At 70.4% G+C, this 15,245-nt stretch carries 13 protein-coding genes; all 13 read left to right on the top strand.

Translation table 11 applies throughout. The features are described 5' to 3' along the window. The first annotated feature begins 54 nt into the window (after nt 1-54). Nucleotides 55-990, top strand: a complete 936-nt coding sequence (locus tag ACFZBP_RS00770; protein WP_391409161.1) for an ABC transporter permease — start codon at nt 55-57, stop codon at nt 988-990. Beyond that, the gene (locus ACFZBP_RS00765) at nt 983-1,765 is read left to right on the top strand and encodes an ABC transporter ATP-binding protein (RefSeq protein ID WP_383455410.1); all 783 of its coding nucleotides are present in this window, start codon (nt 983-985) and stop codon (nt 1,763-1,765) included. The genes ACFZBP_RS00770 and ACFZBP_RS00765 overlap by 8 nt, the downstream gene beginning before the upstream one ends. Nucleotides 1,766-2,151: 386 nt before the next feature. Then, complete coding sequence (gene hpnC, locus ACFZBP_RS00760) at nt 2,152-3,051, top strand: squalene synthase HpnC (RefSeq protein ID WP_391409160.1); 900 nt, start codon at nt 2,152-2,154, stop codon at nt 3,049-3,051. Further along, nucleotides 3,048-4,010, top strand: a complete 963-nt coding sequence (gene hpnD, locus ACFZBP_RS00755) for a presqualene diphosphate synthase HpnD (RefSeq protein WP_383455404.1) — start codon at nt 3,048-3,050, stop codon at nt 4,008-4,010. The genes hpnC and hpnD overlap by 4 nt, the downstream gene beginning before the upstream one ends. After that, nucleotides 4,010-4,153, top strand: a complete 144-nt coding sequence (locus tag ACFZBP_RS00750; protein WP_383455402.1) for a DUF6380 family protein — start codon at nt 4,010-4,012, stop codon at nt 4,151-4,153. The genes hpnD and ACFZBP_RS00750 overlap by 1 nt, the downstream gene beginning before the upstream one ends. Beyond that, the gene (hpnE, locus tag ACFZBP_RS00745) at nt 4,150-5,664 is read left to right on the top strand and encodes a hydroxysqualene dehydroxylase HpnE (RefSeq protein WP_391409158.1); all 1,515 of its coding nucleotides are present in this window, start codon (nt 4,150-4,152) and stop codon (nt 5,662-5,664) included. Before ACFZBP_RS00750 ends, hpnE begins: the two co-directional genes overlap by 4 nt. A 65-nt stretch (nt 5,665-5,729) precedes the next feature. After that, a complete protein-coding gene (locus ACFZBP_RS00740; protein ID WP_391409157.1) occupies nt 5,730-6,803 on the top strand; it encodes a polyprenyl synthetase family protein in 1,074 nt (357 codons plus the stop codon). Between the two features lie 143 nt (nt 6,804-6,946). Further along, nucleotides 6,947-8,977 (top strand): squalene--hopene cyclase, encoded by a 2,031-nt coding sequence (gene shc, locus ACFZBP_RS00735; RefSeq protein WP_391409156.1) that lies wholly within the window; start codon nt 6,947-6,949, stop codon nt 8,975-8,977. Then, the gene (locus ACFZBP_RS00730) at nt 8,977-9,618 is read left to right on the top strand and encodes a 1-hydroxy-2-methyl-2-butenyl 4-diphosphate reductase (protein WP_383455393.1); all 642 of its coding nucleotides are present in this window, start codon (nt 8,977-8,979) and stop codon (nt 9,616-9,618) included. Before shc ends, ACFZBP_RS00730 begins: the two co-directional genes overlap by 1 nt. 5 nt (nt 9,619-9,623) lie before the next feature. After that, nucleotides 9,624-10,646, top strand: a complete 1,023-nt coding sequence (gene hpnH / locus ACFZBP_RS00725; protein ID WP_383455391.1) for an adenosyl-hopene transferase HpnH — start codon at nt 9,624-9,626, stop codon at nt 10,644-10,646. 4 nt (nt 10,647-10,650) lie between these two features. Further along, nucleotides 10,651-11,826 carry a flavodoxin-dependent (E)-4-hydroxy-3-methylbut-2-enyl-diphosphate synthase gene (gene ispG / locus ACFZBP_RS00720; RefSeq protein WP_391409155.1) on the top strand — a complete coding sequence of 392 codons (1,176 nt, stop codon included), beginning with the start codon at nt 10,651-10,653 and terminating at the stop codon, nt 11,824-11,826. 31 nt (nt 11,827-11,857) lie between these two features. Further along, complete coding sequence (gene dxs, locus ACFZBP_RS00715) at nt 11,858-13,816, top strand: 1-deoxy-D-xylulose-5-phosphate synthase (RefSeq protein WP_383455385.1); 1,959 nt, start codon at nt 11,858-11,860, stop codon at nt 13,814-13,816. Beyond that, nucleotides 13,813-15,198, top strand: coding sequence for an aminotransferase class III-fold pyridoxal phosphate-dependent enzyme (locus ACFZBP_RS00710; RefSeq protein WP_391409154.1), 1,386 nt, complete (start codon nt 13,813-13,815; stop codon nt 15,196-15,198). The genes dxs and ACFZBP_RS00710 overlap by 4 nt, the downstream gene beginning before the upstream one ends. The last annotated feature ends 47 nt before the right edge of the window (nt 15,199-15,245 follow it).

The following is a 15,245-nucleotide window of genomic DNA, read 5'->3' as shown; positions in this document are numbered from 1 at the left end:
GGTTCATGCCAAGCCCGCACAGGCTGCGCATCTCGAAGACGAAAGTTTCCACTGGTGAGTGAGACAACGCACGACGGCGGAGTCGCGGTGAGCGCGCCTCTGTCGCCCGACGAGGGACTCACGGCGGCCCAGCTGGCGGCCAAGTACGGGCTGTCCGTGAGCGGCGCCCGCCCCTCGCTGTTCGAGTACGTCCGCCAGCTCTGGGACCGGCGGCACTTCATCCTCGCGTTCTCGCGGGCGAAGCTGACCGCCCAGTACAGCCAGGCGAAGCTCGGCCAGCTCTGGCAGGTGGCCACGCCGCTGCTGAACGCGGCCGTGTACTTCTTCATCTTCGGCATGCTGCTGGGAGCCCGGGAGGGCATCCCGAACGACATCTACGTGCCGTTCCTGGTGACCGGCGTGTTCGTCTTCACGTTCACCCAGAGCTCGGTGCTCGCGGGTGTGCGCGCCATCTCCGGAAACCTGGGTCTGGTGCGCGCGCTGCACTTCCCCAGGGCCTCGCTGCCGCTGTCGTTCGCGCTCCAGCAGCTCCAGCAGCTGCTCTACTCCATGATCGTGCTCGTCGTGATCATGATGGCGTTCGGCAGCTTCCCCGACCTGTCCTGGCTGCTCGTCCTGCCCGCGCTGACGCTGCAGTTCGTCTTCAACTCGGGGCTCGCCCTGATCTTCGCCCGCATGGGCAGCAAGACGCCCGACCTGGCCCAGCTGATGCCGTTCCTCCTGCGTACCTGGATGTACGCGTCCGGCGTGATGTTCAGCATCCCGGCGATGCTCGCGGACAAGAACTGGCCGGGCTGGATCACCGACGTGCTGCAGTGGAACCCCGCCGCGATCTACATGGACCTGGTCCGGTTCGCGATGATCGACGGATACGACTCCTCGTTCCTGCCCGCGCACGTGTGGGCCTTCGCGCTGGGCTGGGCGGTGCTGGCGGGCGGAGTCGGCTTCGTCTACTTCTGGAAGGCGGAAGAGAGGTACGGCCGTGGCTGACCCGCAGAAGGACGCGGAGCGCATCCCCACCGTCATCGCGGACGAGCTGCACATCGTCTACCGCGTCAACGGCGCCAAGACCGGCAAGGGCAGCGCCACGGCCGCCCTGAGCCGCATCCTCAAGCGCGGCGAGGAGCGGGGTGTGCGCAAGGTGCACGCCGTCCGCGGTGTCTCCTTCGTCGCCTACCGGGGCGAGGCCATCGGCCTGATCGGCTCCAACGGCTCCGGCAAGTCCACGCTGCTGCGGGCCATCGCCGGCCTGCTCCCGGCGGAGAAGGGCAAGGTCTACACCGACGGCCAGCCCTCGCTGCTCGGCGTGAACGCGGCCCTGATGAACGACCTCACGGGCGAGCGGAACGTCATATTGGGCGGGCTCGCCATGGGCATGTCCCGTGAGCAGATCAAGGAGCGTTACCAGGAGATCGTCGACTTCTCGGGCATCAACGAGAAGGGCGACTTCATCACGCTCCCGATGCGCACCTACTCCTCCGGCATGGCGGCCCGCCTGCGCTTCTCCATCGCCGCCGCCAAGGACCACGACGTCCTCATGATCGACGAGGCGCTGGCCACCGGTGACCGCAAGTTCCAGAAGCGCTCCGAGGACCGCATCCGTGAGCTGCGCAAGCACGCGGGCACGGTGTTCCTCGTCAGCCACAACAACAAGTCGATCCGCGACACCTGCGACCGCGTCCTGTGGCTGGAACGCGGCGAGCTGCGCATGGACGGACCGACGGACGAGGTCCTCAAGGAGTACGAGAAGTTCACGGGCAAGTAGTCCACCCGGTTGTGGGCCGTGCGGCCCAGGACGCTTCGCAGGGCCCTGCCGGAACTGCTCCGGCGGGGCCCCGCGTCTGCAAAGGAAACGTCAACTCCGGCTGGTTTCCGGAAGCTTGACGCCAATCGGTGTGTTGTTGTGATGTGCAGGACACCCCCACGGGCCCGGCCCCGTTGTACAACGTAAGCTGTACCGGTACCGAAACGCGGCAAGTGGGGCGATAAGGAACGACACCCCCGCGCAGGGCCGCGGCGCGGACGCCGGGCGGCGTGTCCGAAATAGTGTGCATTGGGTCTGCGGTGTAGAACGGGAGATGTGACGGCAATGGCTACGGAAACTCCCCAGCTCCACGCAGCATGTGCCGTCCCCGCGCCGGGCAGTCCACGGTGACGGGAACCGGCGCGCGGACAGCTGATCCGGAGCGTGGCACGCTCGACAAGGCCGCCGCGGAGAACTTCCCCGTGGCGCCTTTCTTCCTGCCCAGGGCCTGGCGCACCGACCTCATGGCCGTATACGGCTTCGCCCGCCTCGTCGACGACATCGGCGACGGCGATCTCGCCCCCGGCGGCGCCGACGCCCGGCTGCTCGGCGTGTCGCCCGCGGAGGCCGACGACCGCCTCGTCCTCCTCGACGCCTTCGAGGCCGATCTGCGCCGCGTCTTCGACGGCACCCCGCGCCACCCCCTGCTGCGCCGCCTCCAGCCGACCGTGCGGCGCCGCTCGCTGACCCCCGAGCCCTTCCTCGGCCTGGTCGCCGCCAACCGACAGGATCAGCTCGTCGCGCGCTACGAGACCTACGACGATCTCCTTGCCTACTGCGAACTGTCCGCCAACCCCGTCGGCCGGCTCGTCCTCGCCGTCACCGGCACCGCGACGCCCGAGCGGATCCGCCGCTCCGACGCGGTCTGCACGGCCCTGCAGATCGTCGAGCACCTCCAGGACGTCGCCGAGGACCTCGGCCGTGACCGGATCTATCTGCCCGCGGCGGACATGAAGCGCTTCCACGTCCAGGAAACCGATCTCGCGGTAAAAACAGCGGGCGCATCGGTGCGCGCACTGGTCGCATACGAAGCCGAACGCGCTCAAACCCTCCTGAATGAAGGCACCCCCCTGGTGGGTAGCGTCCACGGCAGGCTGAAGCTGCTGCTCGCGGGATTCGTGGCGGGGGGAAAGGCGGCGATCCGTGCGATCTCCGCCGCCGAATACGACGTACTTCCCGGCCCGCCGAAGGCCAGCAGGCTCCAGCTGCTGCGCGCGGTGGGCGTGACTCTGCGAGGAGAGGGGTGATCCGGACCGTGGAGTCTGCACCACACGCGTCCGCACCGGTACTCGCCGCCTACAGCTACTGCGAGGCCGTCACGGGGCAGCAGGCCCGTAACTTCGCCTATGGCATCAGGCTGCTGCCCACGCCCAAGCGCCGTGCGATGTCGGCGCTGTACGCGTTCTCGCGCCGCGTCGACGACATCGGCGACGGCGCCCTTGCCGACGACGTCAAGATCGCCAGGCTCGAGGACACCCGGGAGCTGCTGACCCGGATCCGCGACCGCGAGGTCGACGAGGACGACACCGACCCCGTGGCCGTCGCCCTCGCCCACGCCGCCGACACCTTCCCGCTGCCGCTCGGCGGCCTCGACGAGCTCATCGACGGCGTCCTGATGGACGTACGCGGTGAGACCTATGAGACCTGGGACGACCTGAAGGTCTACTGCCGCTGTGTGGCGGGCGCCATCGGACGGCTCTCGCTCGGCGTGTTCGGCACCGAACCCGGCGCGCGCGGCGCCGAGCGCGCCCCCGAGTACGCCGACACGCTCGGCCTGGCCCTGCAGCTCACCAACATCCTGCGGGACGTCCGCGAGGACGCCGAGGGCGGCCGCACCTATCTGCCCTCCGACGACCTGGCCAAGTTCGGCTGCTCGACCGGCTTCAGCGGGCCGACTCCACCGGAGGGCTCCGACTTCGCGGGCCTCGTGCACTTCGAAGTGCGTCGGGCCCGCGCCCTCTTCGCCGAGGGCTACCGGCTGCTCCCCATGCTGGACCGCCGCAGCGGCGCCTGCGTCGCCGCCATGGCCGGCATCTACCTCCGCCTCCTCGACCGCATCGAGCGCGACCCCGAGGCCGTGCTGCGCGGCCGGGTCTCGCTGCCCGGGCGGGAGAAGGCGTACGTCGCCGTGCGCGGGCTGTCCGGACTGGACGCCCGGCATGTGACCCGGCGAACCGTCAGTCGTACCGTCAGGAGGCGCGCCTGATGGACATTCCGGCCCAAGGTGATGCCACCGGCGATAAGCGGCGGGCAACCCTCCGCCGCCGGGTCGCGTCCCTGACTGAGACGACCGGCCGTGCACCGTTCAAGTACCGGCACGGCGGTCGCGCTGGGGAGGGTGCACGATGACCGACGGCACGCGGCCCGAGGGGTCGCTCGCGGACATTGCGGCAGATGGCGCCGGGAAGGACGCCGTGGTGGTCGGCGGCGGGCTCGCCGGCATCACCGCCGCGCTCGCGCTGGCCGACGCCGGAGTGCGCGTCACCCTCATCGAGGGCCGGCCGAGACTCGGTGGCCTGGCCTTCTCCTTCCAGCGCGGCGACCTGACCGTCGACAACGGACAGCACGTCTATCTGCGCTGCTGCACCGCCTACCGTTGGTTCCTCGACCGCATCGAGGGGACGGCGCTGGCACCGCTCCAGGACCGTCTCGACGTTCCCGTGGTCGACCTGGCGCGGCCCGAGGGCCGTCGGCTCGGCAGGCTGCGGCGCGACGCCCTGCCCGTACCCCTGCACCTGGGCCGGAGCCTGGCGACATATCCGCATCTGTCGCTGGCCGACCGCGCCAAGGTCGGGCGTGCCGCGCTCGCGCTCAAGGGGCTCGACCTCGCCGATCCGAGCCTGGACGCGACTGACTTCGGCAGCTGGCTGGCCGCGCACGGCCAGTCGGCGCGTGCCGTCGAGGCCCTGTGGGACCTGGTCGGGGTCGCCACGCTCAACGCGGTCGCGGGCGACGCCTCGCTGGCGCTCGCCGCGATGGTGTTCAAGACCGGTCTGCTGTCCGACCCGGGCGCGGCCGACATCGGCTGGGCGCACGTCCCGCTGGGCGAACTGCACGACCGGCTCGCCCGCAAGGCGCTCGACTCCGCGGGCGTGCGCACCGAGGTCCGCACCCGGGTCACCTCCATCTCCCCTGACGAGAACGGACGTTGGAGTGTCCAGGTTCCCGGCGAGACGCTGCGCGCGGACGCGGTCGTGCTCGCGGTGGCCCAGCGCGAGGCATACGACCTGCTGCCCCAGGGCGCCCTCGACGCCCCGGAGCGACTGCTGGAGATCGGCACCGCGCCGATCCTCAACGTCCATGTCGTGTACGACCGCAAGGTGCTCAGCAGCCCCTTCTTCGCGGCGCTCGGCACCCCGGTCCAGTGGGTGTTCGACCGGACCGACGCCTCCGGGCTCAGGGAAGGGCAGTACCTCGCCCTGTCCCAGTCGGCCGCGCAGGACGAGATCGACGAGCCTGTCGCCGCGCTGCGCGAGCGGTATCTGCCGGAGCTGGAGCGGCTGTTGCCCGCGGCGCGCGGTGCGCGGGTGAAGGACTTCTTCGTGACCAGGGAGCGCACCGCGACGTTCGCTCCCGCCCCCGGCGTCGGGCGGCTGCGGCCCGGCACCCGTACCAAGGCACCCGGCCTCTGGCTGGCCGGAGCGTGGACCGCCACTGGGTGGCCCGCGACCATGGAGAGTGCGGTCCGCAGTGGCGTGAGCGCGGCCGAAGCCGCGCTGAGCGCCCTGGGCCGGCCCCGCCCCCGTCACCTCTTCGATGTCGAGGAGGCGGCGTACTGCATCTTCCCGGGGGACAACCCCCGGACCCCCGGCCGAAAGCCACAGGAGACCGGCGCCACATCGCGAGGTGGGGTCCGGTGAAGGTGAACCAGCGCCCGGCGGCAGGCCCCCGCACCCCCGGTAGTACCGCAACAAGAGGAGAGACCGTGCCCACTGTGCCCCCGGCCGAGAAGGCCGCTCGAGAGACCGCGGTGGACGTGGCCGCGCTCCTGGAGCGCGGGAGGACCCTGGCCACACCGGTACTGCGGGCGGCGATCGACCGCCTGGCCGCTCCCATGGACACCGTTTCCGCCTACCACTTCGGCTGGATCGACGCCGACGGCAAGCCCACGGCCGGCGACGGCGGCAAGGCCGTACGCCCCGCCCTCGCGGTGCTCTCCGCCGAGGTCACCGGCGCCGCGCCCGAGGTCGGCATCCCCGGCGCCGTCGCCGTCGAGCTGGTCCACAACTTCTCCCTGCTCCACGACGACCTGATGGACGGCGACGAGCAGCGCCGCCACCGCGACACGGTGTGGAAGGTGCACGGCCCCGCCCAGGCCATCCTGGTCGGCGACGCCCTGTTCGCCCTCGCCAACGAGGTCCTGCTGGAGCTCGGCACCGTCGAGGCCGGCCGCGCCACCCGCCGCCTGACCACCGCCACCCGCGCCCTGATCGACGGTCAGGCGCAGGACATCTCCTACGAGCACCGCGACCGCGTCAGCGTCGAGGAGTGCCTGGAGATGGAGGGCAACAAGACCGGCGCCCTGCTCGCCGCCTCCAGCTCGATCGGCGCGGTCCTCGGCGGCGCCGACGACCGCACCGCCGACACCCTGGAGAAGTACGGCTACCACCTGGGCCTCGCCTTCCAGGCCGTCGACGACCTGCTGGGCATCTGGGGCGACCCGGTCTCCACGGGCAAGCAGACCTGGAGCGACCTGCGCCAGCGCAAGAAGTCCCTGCCGGTCGTGGCCGCGCTCGCGGCGGGCGGCTCCGCCTCCGAGCGGCTCGGCGAGATGCTCGCCGCGGACGCCAAGAGCAGCGACTTCGAGAACTTCTCCGAGGAGGAGTTCGCGGCCCGCGCCGCCCTCATCGAGGAGGCGGGCGGACGCGAGTGGACCGCCGACGAGGCACGCCGTCAGCACGCCGTCGCCGTCGAGGCGCTCGACGCGGTCGACATGCCCGACCGGGTGAGGGCGCAGTTCACGGCGCTCGCCGACTTCGTCGTCGTACGGAAGAGATGAGCACCCACGGGCGAAAAGAGATGATCAGTATCGGTCGAATAGCCCTCGCGTAGTCGCCGGCCGGTGTGGCGGGAACCAGCGCACCGGCCGACGGCGGACCCACAGCAGACGCAACTCCAGGAGCACTGCACGAAGGGGAAGCCATGACAGCGACGACCGACGGAAGCACCGGGGCTCTCCCGCCCCGGGCAGCCGCGGCCAGCGACACCGACAGTGAGACCCCCGTGGCGGCCGGGGTGCACGAGGCCGCCCAGCGCGCTGTTCGGCGCGCCACCGACTTCCTGCTGTCGCGGCAGGACGCCCAGGGCTGGTGGAAGGGCGACCTCGAGACGAACGTCACCATGGACGCCGAGGACCTCCTGCTCCGCCAGTTCCTGGGGATCCGCGACGAGAAGACCACCCTGGCCGCCGCGCTCTTCATCCGGGGCGAGCAGCGCGAGGACGGCGCCTGGGCCACCTTCTACGGCGGTCCGGGCGAACTCTCGGCCACCGTCGAGGCCTACGTCGCCCTCCGGCTGGCCGGCGACGCGCCGGACGCACCGCACATGGCGAGGGCGTCGGCGTGGATCCGCGAGCGGGGCGGGATCGCCGCCTCCCGGGTCTTCACCCGGATCTGGCTGGCCCTGTTCGGCTGGTGGAAGTGGGAGGACCTGCCCGAACTCCCGCCGGAGCTCATCTACTTCCCCAAGTGGGTGCCGCTCAACATCTACGACTTCGGATGCTGGGCCCGGCAGACCATCGTCCCGCTGACGATCGTCTCCGCGAAGCGCCCGGTACGGCCCGCGCCCTTCCCGCTCGACGAACTGCATACCGACCCGGCCGACCCCAACCCGCTGAAACCACTTGCCCCGGCGGCGAGTTGGGACGGCGCCTTCCAGCGGCTCGACAAGGCACTGCACCAACTGCGCAAGGTCGCCCCGCGCGGACTGCGCAGAGCCGCCATGAACAGCGCGGCGCGCTGGATCATCGAGCGGCAGGAGAACGATGGCTGCTGGGGCGGCATCCAGCCGCCGGCGGTGTACTCGATCATCGCCCTGCATCTGCTCGGCTACGACCTCGAACACCCCGTGATGCGCGCGGGGCTGGCGTCGCTGGACCGTTTCGCCGTGTGGCGCGAGGACGGGGCCCGGATGATCGAGGCCTGCCAGTCGCCGGTCTGGGACACCTGCCTCGCGACCATCGCACTCGTGGACGCCGGGGTGCCCGCCGACCATCCGCAGCTGGTCAAGGCCGCCGACTGGATGCTGGGCGAGGAGATCGTCCGGCCCGGCGACTGGGCGGTCAAGCGGCCCGGGCTGCCGCCCGGTGGCTGGGCGTTCGAGTTCCACAACGACAACTACCCCGACATCGACGACACCGCCGAGGTCGTCCTCGCACTGCGCCGCGTCAAGCATCACGACCCGGAGCGGGTCGAGAAGGCCATCGGGCGCGGGGTCCGCTGGAACCTCGGGATGCAGTCGAGGAACGGGGCCTGGGGCGCCTTCGACGTCGACAACACCAGCCCGTTCCCCAACCGGCTGCCGTTCTGCGACTTCGGCGAGGTCATCGACCCGCCGTCGGCGGACGTCACCGCGCACGTCGTCGAGATGCTCGCGGTCGAGGGCCTCGCCCACGACCCGCGCACCCGGCGCGGCATCCAGTGGCTGCTCGCCGAGCAGGAGCCGGACGGCTCGTGGTTCGGACGCTGGGGCGTGAACTACGTCTACGGCACCGGGTCGGTCGTACCCGCCCTGGTGGCGGCCGGTTTCCCGGGCTCGCACCCGGCGATCCGCCGCGCGGTGGCCTGGCTGGAGTCCGTGCAGAACGACGACGGCGGCTGGGGCGAGGACCTGCGCTCCTACAAGTACGTCAAGGAGTGGAGCGGCAAGGGCGCCTCCACCGCCTCGCAGACCGCGTGGGCGCTGATGGCGCTGCTGGCGGCGGGGGAGAAGGAGTCCAAGGCCGTCGAGCGCGGCATCGAGTGGCTCGCGGCCACCCAGCGGGAGGACGGCTCCTGGGACGAGCCCTACTTCACCGGCACCGGCTTCCCCTGGGACTTCTCGATCAACTACCACCTCTACCGTCAGGTCTTCCCGCTCACCGCCCTCGGCCGGTACGTCCACGGAGAGCCCTTCGCCGACAAGGCGGGGGCGGCTCTCGACGAGGCGGCTCTCGCCGAGGCCAAGGGGAGCTGATGAGCCCACAGCCCGCTTTGGCCCCGCTGCTGATCGCCTGCGCGCTCGGCATCGAGCAGTTCGCCCTGCGCGCCGGTGACCGCGGCGGGGCCGACGGGCCGGTCACCGTCCTCCGTACGGGGATGGGACCCCGGGCGGCGGAACGGTCCGTCACCCGGATGCTGGCCGATCCGGCCCTCAATGGGGCCGCCGTGCTCGCCACGGGCTTCTGCGCGGGGCTCGCCCCCGGGATGCACCCCGGTGATCTGGTGGTCGCCGAGGAGACCCGGGATCCGGCGGGAACCGTTCCGTGCGTCGGAACCGACCTACTCGTCAAAGAACTCAAGCGCGCCGCCCCCGGCCGCACCGTCCACACCGGTCCGCTCACCGGCTCGGATCACATCATCCGAGGTCAGGAACGGTCCGATCTGCTCACGACCGGCGCAATCGCGGTCGACATGGAGTCGGCGGCCACGCTCCTGAGCGCCGTACGCACGGGTGAGCGCCCGGTTGCGGCCGTCCGGGTGGTCGTGGACGCTCCAGAACATGAACTCGTCCGGATCGGCACGTTGCGCGGTGGAATATCGGCTTTCCGCGTCCTTCGTGTCGTTCTACCCGCATTCTACGAATGGCACCGTTCTTTGCTGCTCCCCAGGAGGTGAGCCAGATGGCCATGCCGCTGCGTCAGTCCATCAAGGTCGCTACTTACTTGGCCGAACAGAAGCTTCGCGGGCGCGACAAGTTCCCGCTGATCGTCGAACTGGAACCGCTCTTCGCCTGCAACCTCAAGTGCGAGGGCTGCGGCAAGATCCAGCACCCGGCCGGAGTACTGAAGCAGCGCATGCCGGTGGCCCAGGCCGTGGGGGCCGTACTCGAGTCCGGTGCGCCGATGGTGTCCATCGCCGGCGGCGAGCCCCTGATGCACCCGCAGATCGACGAGATCGTGCGGCAGTTGGTGGCCAAGCGGAAGTACGTCTTCCTGTGCACCAACGCCATGTTGCTGCGCAAGAAGATGGACAAGTTCACGCCCTCGCCCTACTTCGCCTTCGCCGTGCACATCGACGGCCTGCGCGAGCGCCACGACGAGTCGGTGGCCAAGGAGGGCGTGTTCGACGAGGCCGTGGAGGCGATCAAGGAGGCCAAGCGGCGCGGCTTCCGGGTGACCACGAACTCCACCTTCTTCAACACCGACACCCCGCAGACCATCATCGAGGTGCTCAACTTCCTCAACGACGACCTCAAGGTCGACGAGATGATGATCTCGCCCGCCTACGCCTACGAGAAGGCACCTGACCAGGAGCACTTCCTCGGCGTGGAGCAGACCCGCGAGCTGTTCAAGAAGGCCTTCGCGGGTGGCAACCGCAGGAAGTGGCGGCTGAACCACTCGCCGCTCTTCCTCGACTTCCTCGAGGGCAAGGTCGACTTCCCGTGCACCGCATGGGCGATCCCGAACTACTCCCTCTTCGGCTGGCAGCGCCCCTGCTACCTGATGAGCGACGGGTACGTCCCGACGTACCGGGAGCTGATCGAGGAGACCGACTGGGACAAGTACGGCCGGGGCAAGGACCCGCGCTGCGCCAACTGCATGGCGCACTGCGGCTACGAGCCGACCGCCGTCCTCGCCACCATGGGCTCGCTGAAGGAGTCGCTGCGCGCGATGCGCGAGACGGTCTCCGGAAACCGGGAGTGACGCCATGACCGCCATCTCCTTGGGCGTCCCCGAGGTGCCGGCCCGCCCGATCGCCGAGCGGCGCCTGTCGCGGCAGATCCAGGTCGGGCCGGTGGCGGTCGGGGGCGACGCCCCGGTGTCGGTCCAGTCGATGACGACGACGCGTACGTCCGACATCGGCGCGACCTTGCAGCAGATCGCCGAGCTGACGGCGTCCGGCTGCCAGATCGTGCGCGTGGCCTGCCCCACGCAGGACGACGCGGACGCCCTCTCCACCATCGCCCGCAAGTCGCAGATCCCGGTGATCGCGGACATCCACTTCCAGCCGAAGTACGTGTTCGCGGCGATCGAGGCGGGCTGTGCGGCGGTCCGCGTCAATCCCGGGAACATCAAGCAGTTCGACGACAAGGTCAAGGAGATCGCGCGGGCCGCCAAGGACCACGGCACCCCGATCCGCATCGGCGTCAACGCCGGCTCCCTGGACCGGCGCCTGCTGCAGAAGTACGGCAAGGCGACGCCGGAGGCGCTCGTGGAGAGCGCGCTGTGGGAGGCGTCGCTGTTCGAGGAGCACGACTTCCGGGACATCAAGATCTCGGTCAAGCACAACGACCCGGTCGTCATGATCGAGGCGTACAAGCAGCTGGCCGCCCAGTGCGACTACCCGCTCCACCTCGGCGTGACCGAGGCGGGTCCGGCGTTCCAGGGCACGATCAAGTCGGCCGTCGCCTTCGGCGCGCTGCTGTCGCGGGGGATCGGCGACACCATCAGGGTCTCCCTGAGCGCTCCGCCCGCCGAGGAGGTCAAGGTCGGCATCCAGATCCTGGAGTCGCTGGGCCTCAGGCAGCGGCGCCTGGAGATCGTCTCCTGTCCGTCGTGCGGACGGGCCCAGGTCGACGTGTACAAGCTGGCCGACGAGGTCACGGCCGGTCTGGAAGGCATGGAAGTGCCGTTGCGGGTAGCCGTCATGGGCTGTGTGGTCAACGGCCCCGGCGAGGCGCGGGAGGCGGACCTGGGGGTGGCCTCGGGCAACGGCAAGGGTCAGATCTTCGTGAAGGGCGAGGTCATCAAGACCGTCCCCGAGTCGAAGATCGTCGAGACCCTGATCGAGGAGGCGATGAAGATCGCCGAGCAGATGGAGCAGGACGGGGCCGCATCGGGCGCCCCCGCCGTCGCGGGGAAACCGGCCGTGACGGTGAGTTGAGGCAAGGCACGGACCGAGAGGGGGCCCGAGCGTGACGATTCTGGAGAGCATCCGGGGACCACGTGACCTGAAGGCGCTGTCCGAGACGGAACTCGGTGATCTGTCCCATGAGATCAGGGAGTTCCTGGTGCACGCGGTCGCCAGGACCGGCGGACATCTCGGGCCCAATCTGGGGGTGGTGGAACTCTCCATCGCGCTCCACCGGGTCTTCGAGTCGCCGGTCGACCGCATCGTCTGGGACACCGGTCACCAGAGCTACGTACACAAGCTTCTGACGGGACGGCAGGACTTCTCCAAGCTGCGCGGCAAGGGCGGCCTGTCGGGCTACCCCTCGCGCGAGGAGTCCGAGCACGACATCGTCGAGAACAGCCACGCCTCCACCGCGCTCGGCTGGGCCGACGGCCTCGCCAAGGCCCGCGAGGTGCAGGGGGAGAAGGGCCATGTCGTCGCGGTGATCGGCGACGGGGCGCTGACCGGCGGCATGGCCTGGGAGGCGCTGAACAACATCGCGGCCGCCAAGGACCGGCCCCTGATCATCGTCGTCAACGACAACGAACGCTCGTACGCCCCGACCATCGGAGGGCTCGCCAACCACCTCGCGACCCTGCGCACGACCGACAGCTACGAGAGGATCCTGGCCTGGGGGAAGGACGTACTGCTGCGGACCCCGCTCGTCGGCCACACGGTCTACGAGTCGCTGCACGGCGCGAAGAAGGGCTTCAAGGACGCCTTCGCACCGCAGGGCATGTTCGAGGACCTGGGTCTGAAGTACGTCGGCCCCATCGACGGGCACGACATCGGGGCCGTCGAGTCGGCGCTGCGCCGGGCCAAGCGCTTCCACGGCCCGGTGCTGATCCACTGCCTCACGGAGAAGGGGCGCGGCTATGAACCCGCCCTCGCGCACGAGGAGGACCACTTCCACACCGTCGGCGTGATGGACCCGCTGACCTGCGAGCCGCTCGCGCCGTCGGGCGGGCCGTCCTGGACGTCGGTGTTCGGCGAGGAGATCGTGCGGATCGGGGAGGAGCGGGAGGACGTCGTGGCGATCACGGCGGCCATGCTGCATCCGGTCGGGCTAGGGAAGTTCGCGGAGCGGTTCCCGGACCGGGTCTGGGACGTCGGGATCGCCGAGCAGCACGCGGCCGTGTCGGCGGCGGGGCTCGCGACGGGCGGGCTGCACCCGGTCGTCGCCGTCTACGCCACCTTCCTCAACCGGGCCTTCGACCAGCTGCTGATGGATGTCGCGCTGCACCGCTGCGGGGTGACGTTCGTGCTGGACCGGGCCGGCGTCACGGGCGCCGACGGTGCCTCCCACAACGGCATGTGGGACATGTCGATCCTCCAGGTCGTGCCGGGACTGCGGATCGCCGCGCCGCGCGACGCCGACCAGCTGCGGGCGCAGCTGCGGGAGGCCGTGGCCGTCGACGACGCGCCGACGCTCGTACGGTTCCCGAAGGAGTCGGTCGGCCCGTCGATCCCGGCCGTCGACCGGGTGGGCGGCCTCGACGTGCTGCACCGGGACGCCGGTGACCCCGAGGTGCTGCTGGTCGCCGTCGGCGTGATGGCGCCGGTGTGCCTCCAGGCCGCCGAACTGCTCCGGGCCCGCGGCATCGACTGCACGGTCGTCGACCCGCGCTGGGTGAAGCCCGTCGACCCCGCGCTCGCGCCCCTCGCCGCCCAGCACCGGCTGGTGGCCGTCGTCGAGGACAACAGCCGAGCGTCCGGTGTGGGCGCCGCGGTGGCGCTGGCGCTGGGCGACGCGGACGTCGACGTGCCCGTACGGCGGTTCGGCATCCCGGAGCAGTTCCTCCCGCACGCCAAGCGCGGCGAGGTCCTCGCCGACATCGGGCTCACGCCCGTCGAGGTCGCCGGACGGATCAGCGCGAGCCTCGCCCTCAAGGACGCCGAGGGCAGCCCGCCCGGCGCCGCACAGGGAGACGGCGGCCCGGACGGCCGTACCGTCGCGCCAGTCAAGGAGAAAGCCGAATGACCACGGAGTTCGACCTCGGCAGACTCCTCGCCGAGCGCGGGGCCGAGCGCTACGAGCTGCACGGCAGGTACCTGAACCACCAGCTCCCGCGCATGCTGCACACCATCGGCTTCGACAAGGTCTACGAGCGGGCCGAGGGAGCCTACTTCTGGGACGCGGACGGCGACGACTACCTGGACATGCTCGCCGGGTTCGGGGTGATGGGCCTGGGGCGCCACCACCCCGTCGTCCGCAAGGCGCTGCACGACGTCCTCGACGCCCAGCTCGCCGACCTCACCCGCTTCGACTGCCAGCCGCTGCCCGGGCTGCTGGCCGAGAGGCTGCTCGCGCACAGCCCGCACCTGGACCGGGTGTTCTTCGGCAACAGCGGTACCGAGGCGGTGGAGACCGCACTGAAGTTCGCACGGTTCGTCACCGGCAAGCCGAGGGTGCTGTACTGCGACCACGCCTTCCACGGACTGACCACCGGTTCCCTGTCCGTCAACGGCGAGTCCGGCTTCCGGGACGGCTTCGCCCCGCTGCTGCCCGACACGGCCGTACCGCTCGGCGATCTCGACGCCCTGGCACGGGAGTTGAAGAAGGGCGACGTGGCCGCCCTGATCGTCGAGCCGATCCAGGGCAAGGGCGTGCACGAGCCCCCGCCCGGCTATCTGCGGGCCGCCCAGGAACTGCTGCGCCGGCACAAGGCGCTGCTCATCGCCGACGAGGTGCAGACGGGACTCGGCCGTACCGGCGACTTCTACGCCTACCAGCACGAGGACGGGGTCGAGCCGGACCTGGTGTGCGTGGCCAAGGCGCTCTCCGGCGGCTACGTGCCGGTGGGCGCCACCCTCGGCAAGGACTGGATCTTCAAGAAGGTCTACTCGTCCATGGACCGGGTGCTGGTCCATTCGGCGAGCTTCGGGTCCAACGCGCAGGCCATGGCGGCCGGGCTCGCCGTGCTGTCCGTCATGGAGAACGAGCAGATCGTCGCGAACGCGCGGGTCACGGGCGAGCTGCTCAGGTCCCGGCTCGCGGCGCTGACCGACAAGTACGAGCTGCTCGCCGACGTGCGCGGCCGGGGTCTCATGGTCGGCATCGAGTTCGGCCGGCCCGACTCGCTGAAGCTGCGCAGCCGCTGGGCCATGCTCCAGGCCGCCCGCAAGGGCCTGTTCGCGCAGATGGTCGTCGTCCCGCTGCTGCGGCGGCACCGGATCCTCACCCAGGTCTCCGGCGACCACCTGGAGGTGATCAAGCTGATCCCGCCGCTGATCATCGGCGAGCGGGAGGTGGACCGGTTCGTGGACGCCTTCACGGACGTGATGGACGACGCGCACAGTGGCGGCGGACTGATGTGGGACTTCGGGAAGACGCTGATCAAGCAGGCGGTCGCCAACCGCTAGACAGGCGGTGAGAGGGAGTTTTTGCCTCTGAGGCAACGAATTTGCCG

It is taken from the genome of Streptomyces sp. NPDC008086 (assembly GCF_042957325.1).
GTDB lineage: Bacteria > Actinomycetota > Actinomycetes > Streptomycetales > Streptomycetaceae > Streptomyces.
This window is presented reverse-complemented; position numbering and strand designations above follow the sequence as displayed.

Bases quoted from the DNA above. Each gene is read 5' to 3' on its own strand.
- ACFZBP_RS00750 (WP_383455402.1), top strand. From the start codon at position 4,010: ATGGACATTCCGGCCCAAGGTGATGCCACCGGCGATAAGCGGCGGGCA.
- hpnE (WP_391409158.1), top strand. From the start codon at position 4,150: ATGACCGACGGCACGCGGCCCGAGGGGTCGCTCGCGGACATTGCGGCA.
- shc (WP_391409156.1), top strand. From the start codon at position 6,947: ATGACAGCGACGACCGACGGAAGCACCGGGGCTCTCCCGCCCCGGGCA.
- ACFZBP_RS00730 (WP_383455393.1), top strand. From the start codon at position 8,977: ATGAGCCCACAGCCCGCTTTGGCCCCGCTGCTGATCGCCTGCGCGCTC.
- hpnH (WP_383455391.1), top strand. From the start codon at position 9,624: ATGGCCATGCCGCTGCGTCAGTCCATCAAGGTCGCTACTTACTTGGCC.
- ispG (WP_391409155.1), top strand. From the start codon at position 10,651: ATGACCGCCATCTCCTTGGGCGTCCCCGAGGTGCCGGCCCGCCCGATC.
- ACFZBP_RS00710 (WP_391409154.1), top strand. From the start codon at position 13,813: ATGACCACGGAGTTCGACCTCGGCAGACTCCTCGCCGAGCGCGGGGCC.